The sequence below is a fragment of the Bacillus sp. EKM206B genome (genome assembly GCF_011066015.1).
In the GTDB taxonomy this organism is placed as follows: Bacteria; Bacillota; Bacilli; order Bacillales; family Bacillaceae; genus Bacillus; species Bacillus velezensis.
The window spans coordinates 534836-557698 of sequence record NZ_JAAMNL010000001.1 but is presented as its reverse complement, the minus strand read 5'-3'; the positions used below and the strand labels follow the sequence as shown (position 1 = coordinate 557698).

The window sequence follows — 22863 nt, the reverse complement described above, 5'->3', positions numbered from 1 at the left end:
TGAACTACCCCTTTGTTCCGCCCGCCGCCAGCCCGGATACAAAGTTCTTTTGGAGAAAAAAGAACAAGATGCATATCGGCAGTGCGGCAAGTATAGCTCCCGCCGCAAACAGGGCGACTTTTTGCTGCTGCGGATTTGAAATGAACGACTGCAATCCTACTGCAATGGTCAGCCTTTCCGGCGAGCGAAGCAAAAACTTCGCCAGTAAATAGTCCCCGAACGGCGCCATAAACGCCCAAAGCGCTTGAACGGCAAGCATCGGCTTCACAAGCGGCAGCACAATGGAGGCAAATATCCTGAAGTGCCCCGCTCCATCCATCCGCGCAGCCTCATCAATTTCTCTCGGAACTGTATCAAAATAACCTTTCATCAGCCACGTGTTCATCGGAATTCCGCCGCCGATATAGATCGCTGTCAAAAACCAGTATTGATCAAGAGCGCCTATCAGCATGGCCAATACATAAAAAGCAGTCAGCGCTGCCATTGTGGGCACCATTTGAATGATTAAAAAGAAGACAAGACTCTTTTTTCGCCCCGCAAACCGATAGCGGCTGTACGTATACCCGGCAAGCGTTACAATCGTGACCTGCAATACCATGACTGACAGCGCAATAATCAGCGTATTGCTGTACCAATGAAGATAGAGCGTCTCTTCAAACAGCCGCTTAAAATGATCAAAAGTCCAGGAACCTGAGAAATCGAGCTGAAAAGCCGTCACATTTCCCGCACGGAAAGCGGAGGAAGCCGTAATCAGCAGCGGATATAAAATGACAATGCTTAAAATCAGCAAAAACAAATAGGTGCAGATTTTCGTAAGCATTCCGGCCGTTCTGGAACCCATCTACATCACCTCCTCATTGCCGAAAGCATTTGACTTTTTAAAAGCAATCAGGGAAATTCCAATGACGACGAAAGAAATTAACAATGTCACGGCCGCTGCCACAGCATATTGCGGAGAGGTGCCGGTTGTCAGTTTATAGATCCAGGAAATTAAAATATCGGTCGACCCGGCACCGGCTCCCGCGCTTCCCGGACCGCCTTCATTAAACAAATAGATGATCGAAAAATTATTAAAGTTAAATGTGTACTGTGTAATCATCACCGGTGCTGTCGCAAATAAAATCATCGGTAATGTAATATTGCGAAAGCGCTGCATAAAAGAAGCCCCGTCAATCTTTGCGGCTTCATACAATTCACCCGGAATCGACTGCAAGACCCCCGTTACCATGACATAAATATAAGGAAAGCCAAGCCAGGTCTGAATCATAATCAGAGCGGTCTTCGTCCAGAAAGCATCAGTCTTCCACGCGATCGCCGGCAGTTCCACAAACGGCAGGTGGTTTATTAATGGAATCACCTGCGTGTTCATCGCCCCTATACTGTCATTAAAAATATTGGAAAAGCTCATAATTGTGATAAATGCCGGAACAGCCCATGGAAATAAGAAAATCATTCGGAATATCCGTCTGCCTTTAATAAAATCTTGATTCACGAAAAGTGCCGTCACGATCCCCAAAATGATTTGCAGCGTTGTTGCACAGATTGTCCATATCATGGTCCAGCCCAGTACATTCACAAATGTTTCCCGGTAGGAACCGACAAAAAAGATATTCAAGAAATTTTTAAAGCCGACCCAGTCAATCAGACTGTTAGGCGGTATATGATAAAAATCATAGTTTGTTAAGGCAACAAACAGAGTCACCAAAACAGGAAAAATAATCACAAACACCATCATGAGATATGCCGGCAGTGTAAATAAATACGGAAACCCTTTATCTCCCGCATGGCGGATGATATCCTTGGCCGCTGTATTCACCTTCAAACCCGCCGCTTTCATAGCGGCGGTATGACGGAAATCATAAACTGAGAAGATATAGAACATGAGAAAGATCAACGTCAAGATCAATTGCAGTGTGCCTTCAATCAGCATAAACAGTGAGTGATCTTCACCGGGAACACTTCCCAAGGTAATCAATCCGGTCAGCGCCTCAATACCGAAAACGCATAATTCAACAGCAAACAAACTCGTAATGACCAGAAATAAGATCCCCTTTGATATCTGGTGATTCGCAATCTGTCCAATTCCCGGAATGATCGATAAAAACCATGACGCCTTCCGTTTTTGGTGTAAAAGTGTATCATCTTTATTCATTTTTCGCCCTCTATTCTTACGGACACTTCCCCTCCGATTTTATTTCACATACTTTTCTTTGATGTTTTCTTTTATGACGTTTACCGCATCATCCGCCGATTTTTTTGCTGTTTTTTTCCCCGAAGCCGCATCAAACATTAAACTTTCAGCGCCAGTCCATACCTCGGCCATTTCAGGAATATTCGGCGCAGGTGCCGCTGACTCATATTGTTTAATAACAGCTGACGCCAGCTCATTTTTTTGCTCCCCCGCTTTCTTCCTTGCGGCTGTGTTGGCCGGAACTTCATTTGTATCCTCATAAAAGGCGTAAGCATTGGCATCATTTGTTGCATACTCAAGCCATTTTTCAGCCAGCTCGGGTTCCTTTGTATATTTTGAAGCAACCCAGCCTTTGCCGCCCGCAAACGGAGCATATTCTTTTCCGTTTGGCAATGTCGGAATAGGAGCGGCTCCATAGTTCAGGCCGGCCTCTTGAAAATTGGCAGCCGACCAAGGCCCGCCGATGATTGCAGCCGCTTTCTTGTCCAAAAACATTTGCTGAATAAAATCGTCTGCGCTTGAGTTATCCTGCATGCCTTTTGGCCAATACGTTTTAAACCATTTCTCCGCGTATTTCACCGCTTCTGCAGCCCCTTTATTGTTCAGACCGATATCCCCGGGATCTGTGCCGTTTTTCCCGAATACATATCCGCCGTAACCGGACAGCAAACCGTACGACATATAAAAGTCAGTCCACTTTGCTAAAAATCCCGTTGACTTTCCTTTTTCAGAAGCAAATGAAAACCGGGGATCCTCTGTTAATGTTTCAAGGTCTTTAAATGTTGCCGGCGCTTTTTTTATAAGATCTTTGTTGTAATACAGAACAAGCGTCTCAATCACCAGCGGCATTCCATACACCTTTCCGTTAACCGTTACCTGCTGCATCTCTTTATCTCCAAAGCTTTTTGTATCAGCAGGTTTTAAATCAAGCAAATGACCTTGCTGCGCCAAACTGCCGATCCGGTCATATGCGGCAAGCATAACGTCAGGCGCATTGCCGGCCGGGCCGTCCAAAGGAAGCGCCTCAAGCTGATCGAACATTTGCTTTTCTGCAATGTTGATTGTGACGTGATTCTCTTTTTCAAACTCTCCTTTAATGCTTTCAATATATTTTTTATAGGTTTCTTCAACGGACACGGTCAGTACCTTTTTGCCATCAGAGCCAGCCGATTCTTTTGAATTTGAACAGGCGCCGAGACAGAATGCCAAAACTGATGCCGTCAATAAAGCCAATCCCTTTTTGACGAACCCCGCCATATCTTTTCCCCCTTTTATTATGAATCTATTACAATTCTACTCTGTTAGAGAAAGCGGTTTCAAAACCTTTCAGCCTGTTACCGATAACAGAATTCAGACAGGGGCGTCAGCGCTCAAAATCAAAAATTCTCCCGGCTGAACAGCAATAGCGGCATCATGTTGAAGGATCTGATCCGTCCACGCATCGTAAACTATTCTGCTTCTCTCCATATTAAAATCTTGCAAACGGATTTCCCCGGCCCGGTTCCCCTGATTAAAATAGAAAATCAATTGCCTGCCATTGAAAACCCTCGAAAAACTGATACAATCGTTTTGATCATCAAGCAGATGCCACTCAAGACTTCCGTACGTCAATAAAGCGTTTTCTTTTTTGCGCAAGGTGATTAAGCGTTTCATAAAGCTGAGCATTTCCTGGTTTTGCTTTTCCTTTTCCCAAATCATACACTTCCGGCATAATGGATCTCTCCCGCCGTCCAGACCGATTTCCGTTCCGTAGTAGATGCAGGGCGCTCCTGTCTGGGCAAACATAAAAGCCAGCAGAGAGCGGGCTGTTTTCTCATCATTTCCGCACCTTGTCAGAAGACGTTCTGTATCATGGCTGTCCAGTAAATTGAACGTCACCTCGTTGGCTTGCCGCATCCCATTCATCAAGTGCGCGTTTAATCGATAGGCCATGGATGAAGCAGAAATCTCCCGGTCAGCAAAATAAGCAATCATCGGCTCTGTGAAAGGATAATTCATCACAGCGTGAAACTCATCTCCTCTGAGCCAAGGTTCGGATGAATGCCATATCTCACCCAAAATATAAAGATCGGGCTTCTCTGCCGTTACAGCCTGTCTGAATGCCTTCCAAAAAGCGTGATCCACTTCATTTGCCACATCTAAACGCCAGCCGTCAATGTCAAATTCACGAATCCAGTACAAACCAATCTCAAACAAATACCTCTGCACTTCCGGATTAGCCGTATTCAGCTTCGGCATATCAGGCGTAAACGCAAACCTGTCATAATTGTCTTCTTTCACAGGAAAAGAGTGAATATGGAACCAGTCTTTGTAGCGGGACAGGGCCCCGTGTTTTACAACATCCTGCCACTGCGGAGAAGCGCTGCCTATATGATTAAAAACAGCATCAAGCATAATTTTCATTCCCCGCTGATGAAGCCGGCTGACCAATGTCCGGAAAAGCTCCCGATCCCCAAAATGCGGATCGATGGAATAGTAATCCAGCGTGTCATATTTATGGTTGGATGGAGAGGAGAAGATCGGAGTTAAATAAATTCCGTTCACCCCTAATTCTTCTAAATAATCGAGCTTGTCGATAATCCCCTGCAAATCTCCGCCAAAAAAATCATTAACGTCCGGGTCCTTGCTCCCCCAAGGCAGTGCAGCTTCCGGTGACAGGTCTTCTCTTCCATTCGCAAAACGTTCCGGAAAAATTTGATACCAAACCGTTGATTTCGCCCATTCAGGCGCTTGAAATGTATCCGCCTCATGAACAAACGGAAGCTTAAAATAATAATGAATCGTTTCCAGCGTTTTTTTATTTACAGGACAGACCCCTGACGCTCCGAAAAAGATGTTTTCATGCTGGTCTGAGACAATAAATGCATATTGCAAACGCCTGAATGGCGGCGACACTTCAGCAAACCAATAATCATGGTTTTGGGTTGCGGCTGTTTTTCTCATTGGCTGCTCGGCTGCCGACCATCTGCCGCCGCTGTATTCATAAGGATCGCCCCAAACCAATCGAATCTGATCAGCATCACCTTTTTTCGTCCGGATTTTGATATGCACCGTCCGCCCGTCATAAGAATAAGCATCAGCACTGAACGGCTGATGATGTATTGCGGCATATTCCATCATGTTTCCCCCTTTTTATAGGCTGGCTTATTCATTGAAGGTAGCATGATGAAATCGGGGGAAGCAAACGTTTTTCTCTTGTTACCGATAACAGAATCAAGCTTTCACAAAGTTGATTCCCGCACAATTAACTCCGGTTCAAAAAACAAATGACCTTGAGCTGCGCCGCCTTCATTCATTTTTTTCAGCAGCATTTTCGCACAGGCCTCTCCCATTTCCACAACCGGCTGTCTGACCGTAGTCAGCCGCGGGGAGGAAATGCGGTCAAGAAAAACACCGTCATTTCCAGTAACGGCCACATCTTCGGGAATTCGTTTTCCGAGTGACTGCACCGCACGAATGACCCCGAGCGCGATTCGGTCGGTGGCGCAGACAAACGCGGCTTGCCGGCCGAGCGTTTTCAAAACTTCTCTTGCCAGGCTTTCGCTTTTTTTTGAACTGTTAGCGATCCGAAACAGCTTCGTTTCTCTGCAGCTCTCTTTCATCGCCCGAATATACCCCTGTTCTCTTGAGCGTTCGAATGGCTCATCCAAATCAATGCCGAAAAAGACAACCTCACGCTCCCCCAGCCCCATGACATGGCGGGTTGCCATAAAAGTCCCTTTTTCGTTATTCACATCGACGAAATCATAGCCCATTTCATTTTCTCCAAATACGACTAACGGCTTTTCAAAAGCTTTGATGACAAATTCAAAATCGGTCTTTCTCAAGCCGGTGGCAATAATGCCGTCGCATTGCCCGATATTGAGTGAATTTCTTGTCACAAGCTGCAAAGCATAATGATGGCGATCCAGCTCCCGGCTGATTCCGGTCAGCAAGTTCATGTAATAAGGTTCGGTCGTATCCATTTCCTCAAGAATCAGCAATTTGACAACCTGTGTTCTGTTTTGTACAAGCGCTCTTGCCGCATAATTAGGGATGTAATTCAGCTCTTTCATTGCGGAATGAACGAGCTTTTTCAGTTCATCTGTTACCGTATCAGGGTGATTAATCACACGTGACACCGTCATTTTCGAAACATTCGCTCTCTTAGCCACATCTGACAACGTCGCCATTTTCCGTCTCCTTCCGCTTTTGCTTAGATAGCCAATCCGAATTAGTTAAATTATACTACGATGGTAATCTGGACATAAAAAAAGATTCCCCTAAGGAAATCTCATATTGTCAAACACACTCGATTTTAATGAAGTCCGCCCGGCACTCTCACACATGCCAGATGGCTCTTTTTTTATATTTCCGTCCATTTTTTCTGAAGGATCGGGTACGAGTAATTGTTCATCTGCTCAATCAGCTCATCCGGCCGGGAGGAGCTGTGTATCAGCTTCAAATGAGACTCATTCGAAAATCCTTCCTGAATGCTGTACTTGACCATTTTCATCATCGGCTCAAAATACCCGTTCACATTGTACAGTCCGATCGGTTTTTGATGAATGCCGATTTGCGCCCAGCATAGCACTTCAAACAACTCTTCATATGTTCCGAAGCCGCCGGGCATGGCAATGTACCCATCGGCAAGTTCACTCATTTTCGCTTTCCGCTCATGCATGCCGCTGACTTCAATCAGCTCCGTCAGATTCTGATGAACAACCTCTCCGCTGAACAGCCCGCTCGGCATGACGCCGACAGCTTTTCCGCCGCCTGCCATTAACGCGTCGGCGACGGTTCCCATCAGACCGACCCGTGACCCGCCGTAAACAAGGCCGATTCCCTGCTCCGCCATATATTCACCCAGTTCGGCCGCTTTGCGTTTGTACTCTTCATTTACCCCCGGGTTTGACCCCGCAAATACACAAATGGTTTTCATTTTTTCATCTCCGTATCTATATATGTACATCAATAAATCAAAATACACTATATATTGTCCCATCTCTATATGATAATATCAATAAGAATCATACAGGACATAAGGAGTGTTTCACATGCAGATGGCTGAAGCAGAACAATGGACGAAAGATTTTTATGAAAAACGAGGATGGACGGCGTACGGGCCATTTATCAGAATCGGTTTTTTAATGGAAGAGGCGGGTGAGCTCGCCCGAGCGGTAAGAGCATATGAAATCGGTAGAGACCGGCCGGATGAAAAGGACGCGACCCAGGCTGAGCGCAGGCAGGAGCTGATTGAAGAAATGGGTGACGTCCTCGGAAATCTGGCCATCCTTGCCGATAAGTACGGCATCACGTTAGAAGATGCGATGAAAGCCCATCAGGAAAAACTGATCAAGCGCTTTGAAACCGAATAAAAACACGGCCTGTCCGCTTTTTCATGGACAGGCCGTATCTGAATTTTATCCCGTTATCTCGTCCTGATGCTCAAAGAAATGCTGTTTCCCGATTTTATGAAACAGCCCCGTCTTCCGGATCAGCTCTCTCGGCTGTGATTGCAATCCGACGATCATCAATCTCCCGTTATGCCGTTTGATCCGGTTCATCACATTCCCCAGCACCGCTTCTGCGGAGGTATCCATGTAATGTACATTATTCATCAGCAGAATAAGCGTCTTCGGCTTTTCCTGAAGCCTCTCCAGCAGCGATGATTCCAGTGAATCAATTGAACCGAAAAACAGCGGCCCTTCAATGGAATATGTGCTGACGGACGAATCATTTTTAACCGATTTGACAGCGGCATGCGGTGTTTTGATGCTTGTTGATTCGCTCATTTTCCTGATAAAGAAAACAAAAGCGAGCACGAGACCGGCAGAAACGCCGATGATTAAATCAAACAGAACCGTCAGCAAAAAGGTTGCCGCCAGTACGAATGAATCAGTGTTTTTCAGCCGCATCATATTGGCGACTTCCCTCCGCTCACTCATGTTCCAAGCCACAACCATCAATACCGGCGCCATGCTTGCCAGCGGTACGTGAACGGCAAGCGGGGCGAAGACGAGCAGGACGAGGAGGACGGTGACTCCGTGGACAACACCGGAAATCGGAGAAACTGCGCCGTTTTTAATATTTGTTGCGGTCCGCGCAATCGCTCCCGTTGCCGGTATGCCGCCGAAAAGCGGCGCGGCCATATTGGCGATGCCTTGCCCGACAAGCTCCCTATTGCTGTCATGCCGTGATCCTTTCATATTGTCCGCGACCATCGCCGATAATATGGACTCAAGTCCGCCGAGAAGCGCAATGATCAGAGCCGACGGAAACATCATGATCATGTTATCGATTGAGAAATCAGGAAGCTGGAAAGCCGGAAGCTGCCGCGGGATTTCCCCGTAAGCAGAACCGATTGTCGCCATTTTGTCAGGAAAAAACACGACCGCCGCGGCTGTAGAGACAAGCAGCGCCACAAGCGCGCCCGGAATCTTCGGCATCAGCCTGGCTGATAACAGCAAAATGGCCAAAGCAATTCCCGCGATGAGGATGCTGTATAAATTAAGGGTTCCGATCTTCTTGCCGATTTCCGCAATGTTGAGGATAAAGCTTTCATGCTTTTGGATATCGCGCAGACCGAGAAAATGGGCAATCTGCTCCGAGAAAATCAGCACCGCGATTCCGGCCGTAAATCCGACGATCACTGGCTTCGGCACGAATTTCATAATCTTTCCGAGCTTAAATACGCCAAACAGGACGAGCATGACGCCTGCCATAAAACCGGCTACAAGTAAATTCTCAAAACCATACTGCATCACAATGGCAAATAAAATGGGAACAAACGCCCCCGTAGGCCCGCCGATCTGATATTTAGAACCGCCCAACAGCGAAATCAGAATTCCGGCCACAATAACGGTGTAAAGCCCGTATTCCGGACCGACCCCCGAGGCGATGGCAAAGGCCATTCCCAGTGGAATCGCTACAATTCCCACCACAATTCCCGCGATTAGGTCTTTCTGAAATTTCTGCAAATTGTATCCCTGATATCTGCCGGTAAATTGCATCGTCAGCTGCATCCTCCTTTGACTGTTTCATAACCGTCAACGACAACATCCAGCGTCCCCGTCCCCGGATCGATCACCAGCCCGTGCACCGGCACCTCTTCAGGCAAGAGCGGATGATGCCTGACCATATTCACGCTGTGGGCCACGCTTTCTTCAACGCTGTGAAAGCCGGTCAGCCATGTTTCCAAATCGACTCCCGCATGCTGCAGAAGGCTGAGACATTTGTCCTCCACGCCGCGCTCTTTCGCTTTATTTAATATGGAAGCCGCATTTAATCCCGACATTCCGCACTCGCGGTGACCTATGATGCAGACTTCCTCTGCCTGCAGTTCATAAACGGCAACCAAAATGCTCCGCATGACACTTCCAAATGGGTGAGAAACAATGGCTCCCGCGTTTTTTATGATTTTGGCATCGCCGTTTCTGAGTCCCATCGCCTGCGGCAGAAGCTCCGTCAGCCTTGTATCCATACAGGATACGATGACAAGCTTTTTTTTCGGGAATTTTGTCGTTTGGTAAGGTTCATATTTCCTTTCTTGGACAAACTGCTGGTTGTGCTCCAAAATGCTTGATAAAGAAACCATTTTTCTATTCATCTCCCATCCGATTGTATTGCAAGCCTTCTTACCCAGCTTACAGTAAGGAATTATAGCACAGAAAAAGGCCTCAAAAGCGCTTTCAAAAAAAGACACGATAATTTGACTGTAAATTCAGATTATGTTCATTTATATCTTTCAAAAATAATAAAATTTATCTTTACACCAACCTATAAAGCTTTTGAAAACAGCGGTTCCGCTCATTTTGCCTTCAGAAATATAGGCGGATTCTGTTATTGTTTGGAGAAATCAAGCATGTACATTTCTTTTTCTTTCATTTTAAGTTCAAAAGAACCAGAAATTTATCGTGATGCGTTTGAATATTTCTCACGTTACCGCTTCTCTTATATAATAAAATAGAGAAGAAAGACAAAGGAGGAGAAGCCCGTTGAAACCCTATGTATTCATCGCGAAACCGATACCGCCGGAAGTCGAGCAAATGATAGGCGAGCATTGCCGCTATGACATCTGGAAAGAAGATACCATTCCAAAAGAGGAACTGTACGAAAAAATGAAAGATGCTGAAGGGCTGCTGACATCCGGAACGGCGATTGACAGTGATTTACTGGATCACGCGCCGAAGCTGAAGGTCGTCAGCAATAATTCTGTCGGCTATGATAATTTTAATATTGAAGAAATGAAAAGACGCGGGGTTGTCGGCACGCATACGCCGTACACCTTAGATGACACTGTCGCTGATCTGGCTTTTTCATTAATCCTGTCTTCCGCCAGACGGGTTGCCGAATTGGATCGATTCGTCCGCGCCGGCAAATGGGGAACCGTTGAGGAAGAATCTCTTTTCGGTTTGGATGTCCACCATCAGACATTAGGAATTATCGGCATGGGCAGAATCGGTGAACAAGCTGCCAAACGGGCAAAATTCGGCTTCGATATGGACGTGCTGTATTATAATCGCAGCAGAAAACCGGATGCTGAGAAGGAACTCGGGGTTACATATGCCGACTTAGATACACTGCTGAAAACATCAGACTTTGTGCTGTTAATTACGCCGCTTACTGACGAAACGTATCATATGATGGGAGAGCGGGAATTTAAATTGATGAAAGATACGGCATGTTTCGTCAATATTTCCCGGGGAAAGACGGTTGATGAGAAAGCGCTCATCCGCGCATTGCAGGAGGGCTGGATAAAAGGCGCCGGTTTAGATGTGTTTGAAAAAGAGCCGATCGCCGAAGACAATCCGCTCCTGCAGCTGGAAAACGTCACATTGCTTCCGCATATCGGGTCAGCAACGGCAAAAATCCGTTTGAATATGTTCAAGCAAGCCGCACAAAACATGATTGACGCCGTATACGGAAAAACGCCGAAAAACCTCACGAAGGAATTTCAATAAGATGAAAAATCCCGGCCGTTTCAGCCGGGGTTTATTTTTTGCTAGATCAAAAGAACTATTTTTAAATTCTTTCTATTCCTTTCTCTCGATGCTGATACAATGAAAAGGAATCAGCTTCACATGATAAAAATGGGAGGTATTGCTTTGAAAAAACGATTATCGTGGATTTCCGTTTGTTTGCTGGTGCTGTTCTCCGCGGCGGGGATGCTGTTTTCCACGGCTGCCAAGACGGATACATCTTCTCACAAGGCGCACACTGAAGCACAGGTTATCAACACGTTTGACGGGGTTGCGGATTATCTTCAGACCTATCATAAGCTTCCTGATAATTACATTACAAAGTCAGAAGCGCAGGCCCTCGGCTGGGTTGCATCAAAGGGGAATCTTGCAGACGTCGCTCCGGGGAAAAGCATCGGCGGAGACATCTTCTCAAACAGGGAAGGCAAACTCCCTGCCAAAAGCGGACGGACGTGGCGTGAAGCGGATATTAACTATACATCAGGCTTCAGAAATTCAGACCGGATTCTTTACTCAAGCGACTGGCTGATTTATAAGACGACAGATCATTATAAAACCTTTACAAAAATGAGATAAACACATACAAAAAACGGCTTCCCTGCGGAGGCCGTTTTTTTTTGCAGAGAACCTGCGAGCTTCATATAAAATGAGCAGTAAATTTTTCTTCAAACTCTGACCGGTCTATTCTGCTGTTTTCCGCCGTGCCATCGTGTTTTTTTATTGTTATATTGCGTTCAGACAGAACCATGTGCCCTTCCGGTGTCCGCTTAGAAGCAAGCAGGCGTTTGTTGAAAGGAGAGCGTTCATGTTCAAAGATTGTTTGTTTCATAGACTTGAGGTCCTTTTCATCGATTTCTTCAAGCGAAAATGCGTAACCTGTCTGCCAGCCGTCCCCTTTGTTCATTTCAAGCAGGTATGTCCCGAATTCCGTCTCTTCTATCCTCACGCGGAACGCTCCGGCCGCTGATACCGTCTCGTCTCCCGACATCGGCACAGGCTGCATGGCGAGATTGAGTCCGAAGCCTGCATCAGCGATGTACTCATTCCCCCCGGCGGAAAGAAGTACGGCCGCATGTGTGCCGGGCAGCGCCCAGCCGTTTTTCCAGACCGTTCCGCGGATCAATTTGACATCAAATTCGGCATCTTTCAAGATGAAATAAAGCAGTCCGTTCAAGTCATAACAAAGGCCGCCATGAGGTTCCTTCACCATGTGCCGCCACAGTCCTTCTTTCGTGACGTCATATTCTTTTTTGGACAAAACCGCGCGATTTTCAAACGGAAACCGATATGCGAGCGCCTTTAAAAACTCCGGCAGGTTGCTGAAATCGAGGGAATCCTTTTCCCAGCCTATCGTTTGATAACAATCTTTCAGAAACTCATTCATCGTTCCGTCCCCCTTACAAAGTGTTTACACTTCTTCCTGCACATAAGCGGACAACTTTTCCAGCGCTTCCTTTTCATCGTCGCCTTCAGCGATCAGAGTGACTTCCGTCCCCGTGCTGACCGCCAGACTCATTAATCCCATAATGCTTTTGGCATTCACTTTCTTGCCGTTTTTCTCAAGAAACACATCTGATGCAAAACGATTTGCCTCCTGTACAAACAATGCAGCGGGACGCGCCTGCAATCCCGTCTTTAAACGCACTTCCACTTTCCCCTGAACCATAAGATCTCCCCTTTTCTGTACGGTTATTTCAAAGTGATGCTTTGTCCTGTACGCAGCTGTTCTGCGATTTCATCGAGCTTTCTCAGCCTGTGATTGATGCCGGATTTGCTGATTTTCCCGCTTGCAACCATTTCCCCCAGTTCTTTCAGCGTGACCTCCTGATAATCAATCCGCAGCTGCGCAATTTCGCGAAGCTTTTCCGGCAGCGCTTCAAGACCGATCCGTTCATCAATGTATTTAATATTTTCCACCTGTCTGAGAGAAGCACCGATGGTTTTGTTTAAGTTTGCTGTTTCGCAATTGACGAGGCGGTTCACTGAGTTTCTCATGTCTCTGACAATCCGCACATCTTCAAAACGCAGCAGTGAATTGTGAGCGCCGATGACATTCAGAAATTCAGTGATTTTTTCCGCCTCTTTTAAATACGTAATATAGCCTTTTTTCCGTTCAAGCGTTTTGCTGTTCAGATGAAATTCATTCAGCAGCGCGCATAATGAATCGTTATGTTCCTTATAAAGCGAGAAGATTTCCAAGTGGTACGACGATGTTTCGGGATTATTCACAGATCCCCCCGCCAAAAACGCCCCTCTCATATAAGAACGTTTGCAGCAGCGTTTCGCCACCAGTTCCTCAGAAATATTCCGTTCAAATACAAAGTTCTCTCCGAGGATTTTCAATTCCTCTAAAATCAGCTTTGCATTTTCAGAAAAGCGCACAATATAAACATTGTTTTTTTTCAGCCGCATTTTTTTTCTGACTAACAGTTCGACCGATACATCATATTGTTTCTTCAGCAATGTATAAATGCGGCGGGCAATCGCCGCATTTTCGGTTTGAACGTCAAGCACGAGATGGCGGTTTGAAAATGACAGTGAACCGTTCATCCGAATCAGCGCGGACAGCTCCGCCTTGGCGCAGCAGTCCTTCACTTCCAGATTCGTCAGTTCTTTTTTTGTTTCCGATGCAAATGACATATTAGCCACCTCATTTCAAAAGGCCTCTAGTCCCTTAATAAATCGACAAGAAGAGAAGCCACTTTATGTGTATCGTGACGGATTACGCCATTTTTATACGTGATAATCTGATCCCTGATGACCTCAAGCCCCATGGATTTCAGCTTTTCAACATTGAAGTCGACGGGCCGGGCCAGCTCTTTCGCATATTTGCTTTTGATTTCGTCAGGGATCTCCTCATTGTTGATTAAGATCGTGTCGATAAACGGCTGCTCCATATGATCGTTCAGCGCCTTGACATGGTCGGCCGCACTGTATTGCAGCGTCTCTCCGGGCTGTGTCATGACGTTGCATATATATACTTTTTTGGCCGCAGCCTTGACGACTTCCTCTCCGATTTTCGGAACGAGCAGATTCGGAAGAATGCTTGTGTACAGGCTTCCCGGACCGATAATGATTAAATCGGCCTGACGGATGACGTCAATCGTTTCCGGGAGCGGATCAATTTTTTCAGGCGTAAGAAACACCCGTTTAATCCGCTGGCCGTAAGAAGGGATTGTCGATTCTCCGGAGACGACCTGCCCGTCCTCCATTTCAGCGTGAAGAACGACACTGGTGTTGGCAGCAGGCAGCACTCTGCCGCGGACATTCAGCACCTTGCTCATTTCGGTGACAGCGTGAAAGAAATCACCGGTTATATTTGTCATCGCTGCCAAAATCAAATTGCCGAGCGAATGTCCGGTTAAGTCGCTTCCTTTGTTGAAACGGTGCTGAAACAGATTTTCAACGAGCGGCTCAACATCTGACAAAGCAGCCAGTACGTTACGGATGTCACCCGGCGGCGGAATTTGAAGTTCATCCCGCAGACGGCCTGAACTTCCGCCGTCATCAGCAACTGTCACAATCGCCGTAATATCAACGGGCTTATGCTTTAACCCCCGAAGCAGCACGGACAGACCCGTTCCGCCGCCGAAGATTGCGATTTTCGGCTTTTTATTCATTTCCGGCTTCTCTTTTCAATGTCCCGGTGAGTGACATGAGTATAGAAATCTTTTTTAAAATAGTCAGCCAAATATTCAGCGAGCGTGACGGAGCGGTGCTGGCCGCCCGTACAGCCGATCGCGATGACAAGTTGGCTTTTACCTTCCCGCTTATAAGACGGAAGCATAAAGCCGAGCAGATCAACAAGCTTTTCAATAAACTTTTGTGTTTCGTTCCACTTCATCACATAGGATGACACTTCCTCATCTTTCCCCGTAAGCGGCCTCATGCTTTCAATGTAGAACGGATTCGGCAGAAACCTTACATCAAACACGAGGTCGGCATCTATCGGAAGCCCGTATTTGAAACCGAATGACATTACGTTCACTGTAAATGTTTCACCTTGGTTCGTGGCGAAATGCGCCACGATTTTTTCACGCAGATCACGCGGTTTCATATCCGATGTGTCATAGATCAGCTGAGAGCGCCCTTTCAATTCTTCAAGCAGCTGGCGTTCCAGCGCGATTCCTTCAAGAGGAAGCCCGGTAGCGGCCAGCGGGTGAGAACGCCTCGTTTCTTTGTATCTCGTCACAAGGATGGAATCCTTAGCGTCTAAAAAGAGAATGCGCGGTGTAATCCACGGATTTTCCGCCATTTCATCCAGCGCCTCAATCAGCCTGTCAAAAAATTCACGTCCCCGCAGATCCATGACAAGCGCGACCTTGCTCATTTTTGAACTTGATTCTTTCATCAGCTCCAAAAATTTCGGCAGCAAGGAAGGCGGCAGATTGTCAACGCAAAAATAACCGAGATCCTCAAAGCTTTGAATGGCGACGGTTTTCCCCGCTCCAGACATTCCCGTAATGATGACGAGCTGAATATCATGGTTTTCATTCATACTCATCTTTCTCCCCCCTGCGGTCTTTCTTTTATTTGATAAGCTGCGGATCTAAACGATAGCTGAGCAGCTCGAAGTCCGGCGTATACGTAAAGGTGCCGTGCAAAAGCCCTTGGCCCTTGATCATAAAATCAAGGATATGCCCGTCTCCGGGGGCCATCGGAAGGCTGTGGATATCTTTTACGTCATGCCACTTCAGAACGCCTTCCTCTGATTCAGCGACATTCCGCCCCGTGTAGGAGTCGGCGACGAAAGTAAACATCATCCACTCTGACACGATTTGTTCCTGTTCCTTAATAATAAAGGTAAACACGCCTTTTAACTGCGGATTTAGTATATAAATGCCCGTCTCTTCTCTGTACTCTCTGATGACGGAATCTCTGACGGACTCGCCGCTTTCCATCTTCCCGCCGGGCGCGACCCACCAGCCCCGTCTCGGCTTTTGGAGAAGGAGAACCTGATCATCTGTCTGCAGCACACAATTTGTCACTCTTTGCACAAGTACGTCACCTAACCTTCTCAACAAATCATCGTCTCTTCATTATACCGTTTCGGCATGTCTCTCACAATGCAGAGACACCGACATCCTTTTCTTTTATTTGACAGAAAACAGAAAATCGCAAAAAAAGGGCACGGATACTGGAATCCGTGCCAAAGTGTATTCATTAAAAAGGGGGTCAATTACTACATTCATCTTAAAACATCAGTATTTCACCCGTGTTACAGCGTAATTAAAACACAGTAACGATTCAAAAACTGAACATTACAGTGATTATTTAACGGTTTTGAGCGTTTCCTCAAGCTCTTCCACATAATGCTGAACGCTTTGAGCCGCAATACTTCCGTCGCCTGTCGCCGTTACGATCTGGCGGAGCGTTTTTTCACGGATGTCTCCCGCGGCGAAAATGCCTGGAACTTTTGTTTCCATTTGAGCGTTTGTTTCAATGTAGCCTTCTTCATTTGTGATGCCCAAGTTCTCGAACGGTTTAGAAAGCGGAAGCATACCGATATAAATAAAGACGCCGTCAGCTTTGAATTCTTCCTCTTCTCCCGTCACGGTATCCACAAGAGTAAGTCTGCCGACTTTTCCGTTTTCCTCATGGATTTCTTTTACGGTTTTGTTCCATTTGAAGTCAATTTTCTCATTGTCAAAGGCACGCGCCTGAAGAATGCTTTGCGCACGCAATTTGTCACGTCTGTGAACGATGGTGACTTTTGAAGCGAAGCGTGTCAGATAGACGCCTTCTTCAACGGCGGAGTCTCCGCCGCCGACAACGACAAGCTCTTTATTTTTAAAGAACGCGCCGTCACAAACCGCGCAGTACGATACGCCGCGGCCGCCCAGTTCTTTTTCGCCGGGAACACCGATCTTTTTGTATTCCGCTCCGGCAGAAATGACGATGGCACGCGCTTTATATTCTTTTGAACCGGCTTTGACCGTTTTATATTCTTTACCGTCAACGATTTCTTTAATATCGCCGTACGCATATTCCGCACCGAATTTTTTCGCATGTTCAAACATTTTATTAGAAAGTTCAGGGCCGAGAATGCTTTCAAAACCCGGATAGTTTTCAACATCCTCCGTGTTGGCCATCTGGCCGCCCGGAATTCCTCTTTCGATCATTAATGTGGATAAGTTCGCTCGTGATGTGTAAACAGCAGCGGTCATCCCCGCCGGACCCGCGCCGATAATGATCACATCATAAATTTTTTCTTCTGACACCATGATTCACTCCTTTTCGAAATGGGGCGCACCCTATATGACTAAGAATCCCCATCAATCGTATTCCTTACCCATATCCTATTAAATCTGAAGGCAATTCGCTATTTTTTTGCTCATTTTTCTGAAAAACCGTGATTAGGCAGCTCCTGAGCGGGTATACAAATAAAGAAAGAGCCTTCCGGGATAGAAGGCCCTTGTCTTATTCATTATTGAACGACACGTCTTACATTACCGTTGAAATATTTTTTCCAATAAGGGTTGCTCATAGAATCGATAGATACACCATGCGATGTATTATCGTTCAGGAACGTTCCGTTGCCTAAGTAGATGCCGACGTGGCCGTTTGTTTTATACGTGTTGAAGAACACTAAGTCTCCGCGTTTCATATCAGACGCACTGACAGCTTTCCCTCTGTTAATTAAAGTATCTGTGCTTGTTCCGCTGACAGGTCCGAGGTTAACGCCTGCGTTAGCATAAGCCCAGCGTACGAATGAAGAGCAGTCAAAAATACGGTTGTCAATATCAGATTGAGTGCGTCCGCCGCCGAATTTGTACGGAGATTTACCCACAAGGCTTGATCCTACGCTGATGGCGCCTTCAATACCGCCAGAATTTGAAATAACAGATCCGCCGTCAGAATCATCTGAACCGCCGCTGTTATGAGATGATCCGCCTGAAGTGCTCTTGCTTGAGCTGTCAGATGAATCAGATGATGTTGAAACAGCCGCTTTTTTCACAGTTTTAACCGCCGGTGCCGGCTGGCTGTCATCTTTTTGGTTTTGGTCTTCAGAAGCTTTTTGCGCTTCTTCCTGTTTTTTGATCAGGGCAGCCGCTGCAGCCTGCTCAGCTTTAATGCGCTTCTGTTCTTTTTCAGTGTCAGCTTTTTCGTTTGCAAGCTTTGATGCTTCTTTTTTCAGATCAGAGATAGCGGAAGCCGCTTTTTTCTGACCGTTTTTCGCTTCGTCGAAAAGCTTGTCTTTCTGATCAAGCTGTTTGTTCAGGTCTTTTTGCATAGACTCGAGTTTCGCAAGATCATCTTGAACTTTTTTCAGCTTCACGTTAAGTTCAGCTTCTGCGTCTTCGAGTTTCGCTTTATCCTGCTCCTGCTGTTTGATCAGGTCTTTATCCGCATCAACGATAGAAGATACTGCAGTCGCACGGGAAATGAAGTCTCCGAAGCTTGTCGCCCCTAAAAGAACATCTATGTATCCTTGAGAACCGCCGTTTTCCTGTAAAGAACGAACGCGTTTTTTTAGGATTTCATTGCGTTTTTCAATACGCGCTTCTGTTTCTTTGATTTCTTTTTTCAAATCAGCGATCTGCTTTTTCGTTTTTTCGTTTTCAGCTTTTTTATCTTCGATTTTATTGCTTGTATCCAACGCTTTAGCGTTAATGTCTTTCAGTTCTTTTTCAATCTTAGCCTGCTTGTCCTGAAGCTTAGACAATTCTCTTTCTTTTGCTTCAAGGCTTGAAGCCACCTCAGATTGCTTGCTTTCAATTTTTGCTTTTTTGCTGTCTAATGTTTCCGCCGATGCAGTTTTTGTAAACGGGATCAAAAAACTGCTTGTCCCGATGACGGAAGCCAAACCAAGTGTTAATAAACTCTTTTTCACTTTTTCTTTCCTCCCTTTTACTTTAAACCTGTTCTCATTTGGAATTCTATTATGAACATCAAAGTTACGCTCCCTCACATACCCGTGAGGCTGATGATTTTTATGTATGAATCTTTAAATCTTTTAAATTGGTATAGATTATACAGCACATGTAAAATAAACTAATCTCTTATGTACGAGACTCATTATACCATCATGTTTCGACAATTTTTATTACAGTTATATTTCAATGTGATTGCAAATCTCATATTTTGCAAAATAAACGGTGATTACGGCCTGATTTCGATTCGAAAAGCAAAAAAATACGTATGAATACCTCTTTTTTCGGCGGTAAAGTTCTGTTTTGCCCCTTTCTGATAAAAAAAGAACCGACTCTTTATATAGAAAGAATCGGTTTTATTCTAATATATCATCTATTTGTCTGATGTATTTCGAAAGTGTTGCCGGGGTTATACCGTAAACGGCGGCCGTTTCTTTTTTCGTCGTTTTTTCGCCGTTTGCTTCTTTCCATACATATGCGATGGCTGCGGCCCATGCCCGCTCATTCTGTACGGCAGCGGCGGCCCGGATATGCTGAATGACGTGAAAAACCCAGCAGCTCATGACGTCAGTTTTTAAACTGTCGGCTTCCGCTTTCTCCAGCAGCTTGACCGTCCGATACGTGAACAGCGCATCACCGGAGACGCCTGAAGCGCCTTTTTCACCGGAAAGCAGCAGTTTGACGAAATCTTGTTCAAACGGTGAAACGGCGCGTTTTGCCGTCAGAACTTTTTCAAGCTGGTTCCGCTCTCCTTCAGCGCTGCTGATATAATAGGCGGCAAGCCGCTGTTCAAGTGAAGCAGGCAGGGGTTCCTGCCGCTCCGCCCAAGGCGCGGGCCGGTCTGATTCGGGAAATTCGGCTTCGGCCTTTTTCCAAATGGTTTCCGCAAATTCTGTGCGGCCTGTCCCGTAGGCTGAGGCGGCCAGCCAGTAATAAAACGTTTCGTCGCCTTCGAATCCGCTTTTGTAAAGAGAACGGAGCCATTTATAACCGAGATCATGTCTGCCGACAAGCGCAAGCGTCGCCCCCAGCTTATAGCGCTGTTCGAATAAAATCGGATACACATTGGCGAGTTTCCCGCTCAATTCTCCGACTTTTTCATCTTCCCTCTCGTAATAGCAGAATACAAGGAGGTTGCACAGGGCATGGAGATTGCCTTCATTTTTCTCAAGCACTTCGAATACTGTTTGTTTCGCTTTTGTGACATTGCCTGAGTAAAAGTAAGCGAGCGCCAGGTTGTTGTATGCAGACCAAAGCTCGGGGTAATCGGCCGTAATCTCTTCAAGCATGACAACCGCTTCATGAAGCTGGCCGCTCTCAAGAAGCGCTTTTGCCCGATCCTGCCTGATCAGCAGCTCATCCTGGTCATAGAGCGATTCGTTTTCACCCGCTTCGCCGAAATCCAAAAGCTCCATCAGATTTTCAATTTCTTCGCTGAATTCCCCGTCCGGATCGGCATCTGAATAAGCCGCTGCTTCTTTGTATGCTTCCTGAAAGAGCCCCAAATGCGCGAAATTATTCGCCTTAAAGTAATGACACTCGGGCATTTCTTCTTTCAGGTTCACCAAAATAAAGTCGAACAGCTCATTTGACTGCTGGTAGTGGCCCATTTCAGAATAAATGACGGCCAGCCGGGACAGCATTTCGGAATCATTCGGCTCGAGGTGGACGGCCCGCTGAATCAGTTTGCTGGCCCGCTTTAAATTCCGCTCTTTATATGCTTTTAAGCCTTTATGAAAAAAATATTGTCCATCCTGAAGCAGCTGGACAATTTGCGCGTGCTTTTTCTGTTCAGAAGTGTGTTTTCCCACAAATATCCTCCGTTTTATACGTATTACCGTCAGTAGTATACCATAAAACGGTTTCACCTCAATAGTTCAAAAGACAGGATCGGCTTCGTTTTTTACTGGCTGGTTCGACCAGATTTTAGCTGTTTTTTTCACGAGGCTCGGCTGGAAGAATGACACGGAAAAGGGTTCCTTCGCCGCGCTTGCTCTCAACCTCTATCGAACCGCCGTGCAGCTCTGCGATTTTTTGGGCGATGGACAGGCCGAGCCCGCTTCCTCCTTCGTTTCTCGCCTTGTCCGCTTTATAAAACCGTTCAAATACACGCTCCGCCTGTTCAGGCTCCATTCCGATTCCGTCGTCGGCGATTTCGACAGCGGCCGCTCCCGGCAGATCAACAATTTTAACGGAAATGCGGCCGCCTTCACCGGTAAATTTCACGGCATTGTGAATCAGATTCATCCATACTTGGCTGAGCAGCGCTTCATCTCCGTACACATACGACTCCTGTAAATCAATGAGAAACTCAATCTGTTTGGCGGACCATTCAGGCTCACAGGTCAATATGGTGCGCCGCAGCTGTTTGTCAATGCGGAACGGTTTTTTTTGTATCGGTTCGGTTTGGCGTTCGAGCGCAGTGAGCTTCAGCAGATTTTCACTGATTTTTGATAGTCGTTCTGTTTCTGTTTCGATGATGTGTAAGTAGCGCCCCCGCTCCTCATATGATAAATCCGTTTTTTTCAGAAGATGCGCGTAGCCCTTTAATGAAGTGAGCGGGGTTTGGATTTCATGGGAAACGTTCGAAATAAATTCTTGTTTCAGTTTTTCCATTTCACTCAGTTCCGCGGCGAGTGTCGACAGTTCATCAGCCAATTTCGTCACGGGATGGTTCCGCTCAATCTTCTCCATTTTCCGGGAAGCGGCCGCTGTGAAGTTGCCGCTCGACATTTGCTTGATCGTGGCGGTCAGCGAATCCCAGATCGCATGATGCCTTTCACGTGCTGACTTTGAAAAAATAAACATCGTTACAAACAGCAGGCCGAAAACAAGCCAAAGCGTCAGAATCTGCTCGGCGTACGGCACAAGCAAAATCGGCCATATGAGACCGAATCCCTGAACAATCAGGTGAGCCGCCAGCCATAAGAATGCGGTGACGGTGAGAAGGATGATGATTTTTCCAGCCGTTCTGAAGATCCGTTTCATCCTGTCACCACAAACCGATACCCGAGCCCCCGCACCGTATGGATGGCAAACGGATAGTCTTTTTCCGGAAACCGTTCTCTCAGCCTTTTAATATGCACATCAACCGTCCGCTCGTCACCTTCATAATCAAAGCCCCAAATATCTTCTATTAATTGTTCTCTTGAAAACGTCTTATTCGGATAACCGGCAAGCTTAAATAAAAGCTCAAATTCACGCCGGGGCAGTGTCAATCCCGCTCCGCCGCCGCGCGTTACGGTGCGGGATTGCTTATCTAATGTGACCGTTCCGATGGTCAGCAGTTTTTCAGCGGTGATCCGGTACCGTTTCAGCAATGCTTTGACCCTTGCTTCCAGCTCAAGCGGCTCAAACGGTTTGACGAGATAATCATCCGCTCCGGAAGTAAAACCTTGCACTTTGTCCAGCGTTTCGCCTTTTGCCGTCAGCATCAAAATCGGAATGTCCGTAAAGCTGCGGACGGCTTCACTGACTTCAAACCCGTCCATTTTCGGCATCATCACATCCAGTATGATGAGATCTATAGGTGCTGATTCGATCAGCCGCACCGCCGCTTCCCCGTCCTCCGCTTCTGCGACGTCAAAACCGCTCTGCTCCATCATAAGGCGGACAAGCTCACGGATATGGCGGTCATCATCCACAACCAATATGACAGCCATGAAAACCCCTCCTTCTGCTTTTTTCTTTTCATGAATCGACATGATGTTTATAAACCGAATTTTTTCATTGTCTCCTGTACCGGCATACACGCTTATGGCTTGGCTCTTCATCGTTACCGACCGTACACCCGTATGAACAGGACTCCGGCTGCAAAATAAAAAGCAGCTTTTTCAGC

At 46.4% G+C, this 22863-nt stretch carries 22 protein-coding genes; 3 read left to right on the top strand and 19 right to left on the bottom strand.

What is annotated here, in order from left to right:
• Nucleotides 1-4: 4 nt before the first annotated feature.
• The 6 genes from G9F50_RS02780 to G9F50_RS02755 form a co-directional block, all read right to left on the bottom strand.
• Nucleotides 5-841, bottom strand: coding sequence for a sugar ABC transporter permease (locus tag G9F50_RS02780; RefSeq protein ID WP_060562518.1), 837 nt, complete (start codon nucleotides 839-841; stop codon nucleotides 5-7).
• Entirely contained in the window at nucleotides 842-2152 is a 1311-nt protein-coding gene (locus G9F50_RS02775; protein WP_060562517.1) for a carbohydrate ABC transporter permease, read from the bottom strand.
• A 39-nt stretch (nucleotides 2153-2191) separates the two neighbouring features.
• Nucleotides 2192-3448 (bottom strand): extracellular solute-binding protein, encoded by a 1257-nt coding sequence (locus tag G9F50_RS02770; protein ID WP_060562516.1) that lies wholly within the window; start codon nucleotides 3446-3448, stop codon nucleotides 2192-2194.
• Between the two features lie 93 nt (nucleotides 3449-3541).
• Complete coding sequence (locus tag G9F50_RS02765; protein WP_060562515.1) at nucleotides 3542-5311, bottom strand: glycoside hydrolase family 13 protein; 1770 nt, start codon at nucleotides 5309-5311, stop codon at nucleotides 3542-3544.
• A gap of 101 nt (nucleotides 5312-5412) precedes the next feature.
• Nucleotides 5413-6363, bottom strand: a complete 951-nt coding sequence (locus G9F50_RS02760; RefSeq protein ID WP_060562514.1) for a LacI family DNA-binding transcriptional regulator — start codon at nucleotides 6361-6363, stop codon at nucleotides 5413-5415.
• Between the two features lie 173 nt (nucleotides 6364-6536).
• On the bottom strand, nucleotides 6537-7112 hold the full coding sequence (locus G9F50_RS02755; RefSeq protein ID WP_014418959.1) for an LOG family protein: 576 nt from the start codon (nucleotides 7110-7112) through the stop codon (nucleotides 6537-6539).
• A gap of 115 nt (nucleotides 7113-7227) precedes the next feature.
• Here G9F50_RS02755 and G9F50_RS02750 point away from each other — a divergent pair, with 115 nt between their 5' ends.
• On the top strand, nucleotides 7228-7548 hold the full coding sequence (locus tag G9F50_RS02750) for a MazG nucleotide pyrophosphohydrolase domain-containing protein (RefSeq protein ID WP_003151506.1): 321 nt from the start codon (nucleotides 7228-7230) through the stop codon (nucleotides 7546-7548).
• Between the two features lie 45 nt (nucleotides 7549-7593).
• Here the strand turns inward: G9F50_RS02750 and G9F50_RS02745 are convergent, their stop codons facing one another.
• Both G9F50_RS02745 and G9F50_RS02740 read right to left on the bottom strand, forming a co-directional pair.
• A complete protein-coding gene (locus G9F50_RS02745) occupies nucleotides 7594-9183 on the bottom strand; it encodes a SulP family inorganic anion transporter (protein WP_060562581.1) in 1590 nt (529 codons plus the stop codon).
• Nucleotides 9184-9185: 2 nt separating this feature from the next.
• Nucleotides 9186-9767, bottom strand: coding sequence for a beta-class carbonic anhydrase (locus G9F50_RS02740; RefSeq protein ID WP_003151503.1), 582 nt, complete (start codon nucleotides 9765-9767; stop codon nucleotides 9186-9188).
• A gap of 400 nt (nucleotides 9768-10167) precedes the next feature.
• Here G9F50_RS02740 and G9F50_RS02730 point away from each other — a divergent pair, with 400 nt between their 5' ends.
• Together G9F50_RS02730 and G9F50_RS02725 are read left to right on the top strand one after the other, a co-directional pair.
• The gene (locus G9F50_RS02730) at nucleotides 10168-11133 is read left to right on the top strand and encodes a 2-hydroxyacid dehydrogenase (protein ID WP_060562513.1); all 966 of its coding nucleotides are present in this window, start codon (nucleotides 10168-10170) and stop codon (nucleotides 11131-11133) included.
• A 204-nt stretch (nucleotides 11134-11337) separates the two neighbouring features.
• Nucleotides 11338-11727 (top strand): ribonuclease, encoded by a 390-nt coding sequence (locus tag G9F50_RS02725; protein ID WP_223204413.1) that lies wholly within the window; start codon nucleotides 11338-11340, stop codon nucleotides 11725-11727.
• Nucleotides 11728-11788: 61 nt separating this feature from the next.
• On the opposite strand, the gene G9F50_RS02720 is transcribed toward G9F50_RS02725, so the two are convergent.
• The 11 genes from G9F50_RS02720 to G9F50_RS02670 all read right to left on the bottom strand — a co-directional run bounded on the left by G9F50_RS02720 (nucleotide 11789) and on the right by G9F50_RS02670 (nucleotide 22687).
• Complete coding sequence (locus tag G9F50_RS02720) at nucleotides 11789-12535, bottom strand: arylamine N-acetyltransferase family protein (RefSeq protein WP_060562512.1); 747 nt, start codon at nucleotides 12533-12535, stop codon at nucleotides 11789-11791.
• 24 nt (nucleotides 12536-12559) lie between these two features.
• Nucleotides 12560-12817 (bottom strand): HPr family phosphocarrier protein, encoded by a 258-nt coding sequence (locus tag G9F50_RS02715; protein ID WP_003151495.1) that lies wholly within the window; start codon nucleotides 12815-12817, stop codon nucleotides 12560-12562.
• Nucleotides 12818-12840: 23 nt separating this feature from the next.
• A complete protein-coding gene (whiA, locus tag G9F50_RS02710) occupies nucleotides 12841-13791 on the bottom strand; it encodes a DNA-binding protein WhiA (RefSeq protein WP_007407421.1) in 951 nt (316 codons plus the stop codon).
• 26 nt (nucleotides 13792-13817) lie between these two features.
• Entirely contained in the window at nucleotides 13818-14771 is a 954-nt protein-coding gene (locus G9F50_RS02705; RefSeq protein WP_007407422.1) for a gluconeogenesis factor YvcK family protein, read from the bottom strand.
• Nucleotides 14768-15655: an RNase adapter RapZ gene (gene rapZ / locus G9F50_RS02700; protein WP_012118535.1), complete on the bottom strand. Its 888-nt coding sequence runs from the start codon at nucleotides 15653-15655 to the stop codon at nucleotides 14768-14770. Before rapZ ends, G9F50_RS02705 begins: the two co-directional genes overlap by 4 nt.
• Before the next feature lie 25 nt (nucleotides 15656-15680).
• On the bottom strand, nucleotides 15681-16148 hold the full coding sequence (locus G9F50_RS02695) for an 8-oxo-dGTP diphosphatase (RefSeq protein WP_003151491.1): 468 nt from the start codon (nucleotides 16146-16148) through the stop codon (nucleotides 15681-15683).
• A 273-nt stretch (nucleotides 16149-16421) separates the two neighbouring features.
• Entirely contained in the window at nucleotides 16422-17372 is a 951-nt protein-coding gene (gene trxB, locus G9F50_RS02690) for a thioredoxin-disulfide reductase (RefSeq protein ID WP_007407423.1), read from the bottom strand.
• Between the two features lie 206 nt (nucleotides 17373-17578).
• Complete coding sequence (cwlO, locus tag G9F50_RS02685; RefSeq protein ID WP_060562511.1) at nucleotides 17579-18985, bottom strand: peptidoglycan DL-endopeptidase CwlO; 1407 nt, start codon at nucleotides 18983-18985, stop codon at nucleotides 17579-17581.
• A 396-nt stretch (nucleotides 18986-19381) separates the two neighbouring features.
• Nucleotides 19382-20836 (bottom strand): tetratricopeptide repeat protein, encoded by a 1455-nt coding sequence (locus tag G9F50_RS02680; RefSeq protein ID WP_012118538.1) that lies wholly within the window; start codon nucleotides 20834-20836, stop codon nucleotides 19382-19384.
• Nucleotides 20837-20951: 115 nt separating this feature from the next.
• Nucleotides 20952-22013, bottom strand: a complete 1062-nt coding sequence (locus tag G9F50_RS02675) for a sensor histidine kinase (RefSeq protein WP_060562510.1) — start codon at nucleotides 22011-22013, stop codon at nucleotides 20952-20954.
• Nucleotides 22010-22687, bottom strand: a complete 678-nt coding sequence (locus tag G9F50_RS02670; RefSeq protein WP_060562580.1) for a response regulator transcription factor — start codon at nucleotides 22685-22687, stop codon at nucleotides 22010-22012. The genes G9F50_RS02675 and G9F50_RS02670 overlap by 4 nt, the downstream gene beginning before the upstream one ends.
• Nucleotides 22688-22863 lie beyond the last annotated feature (176 nt).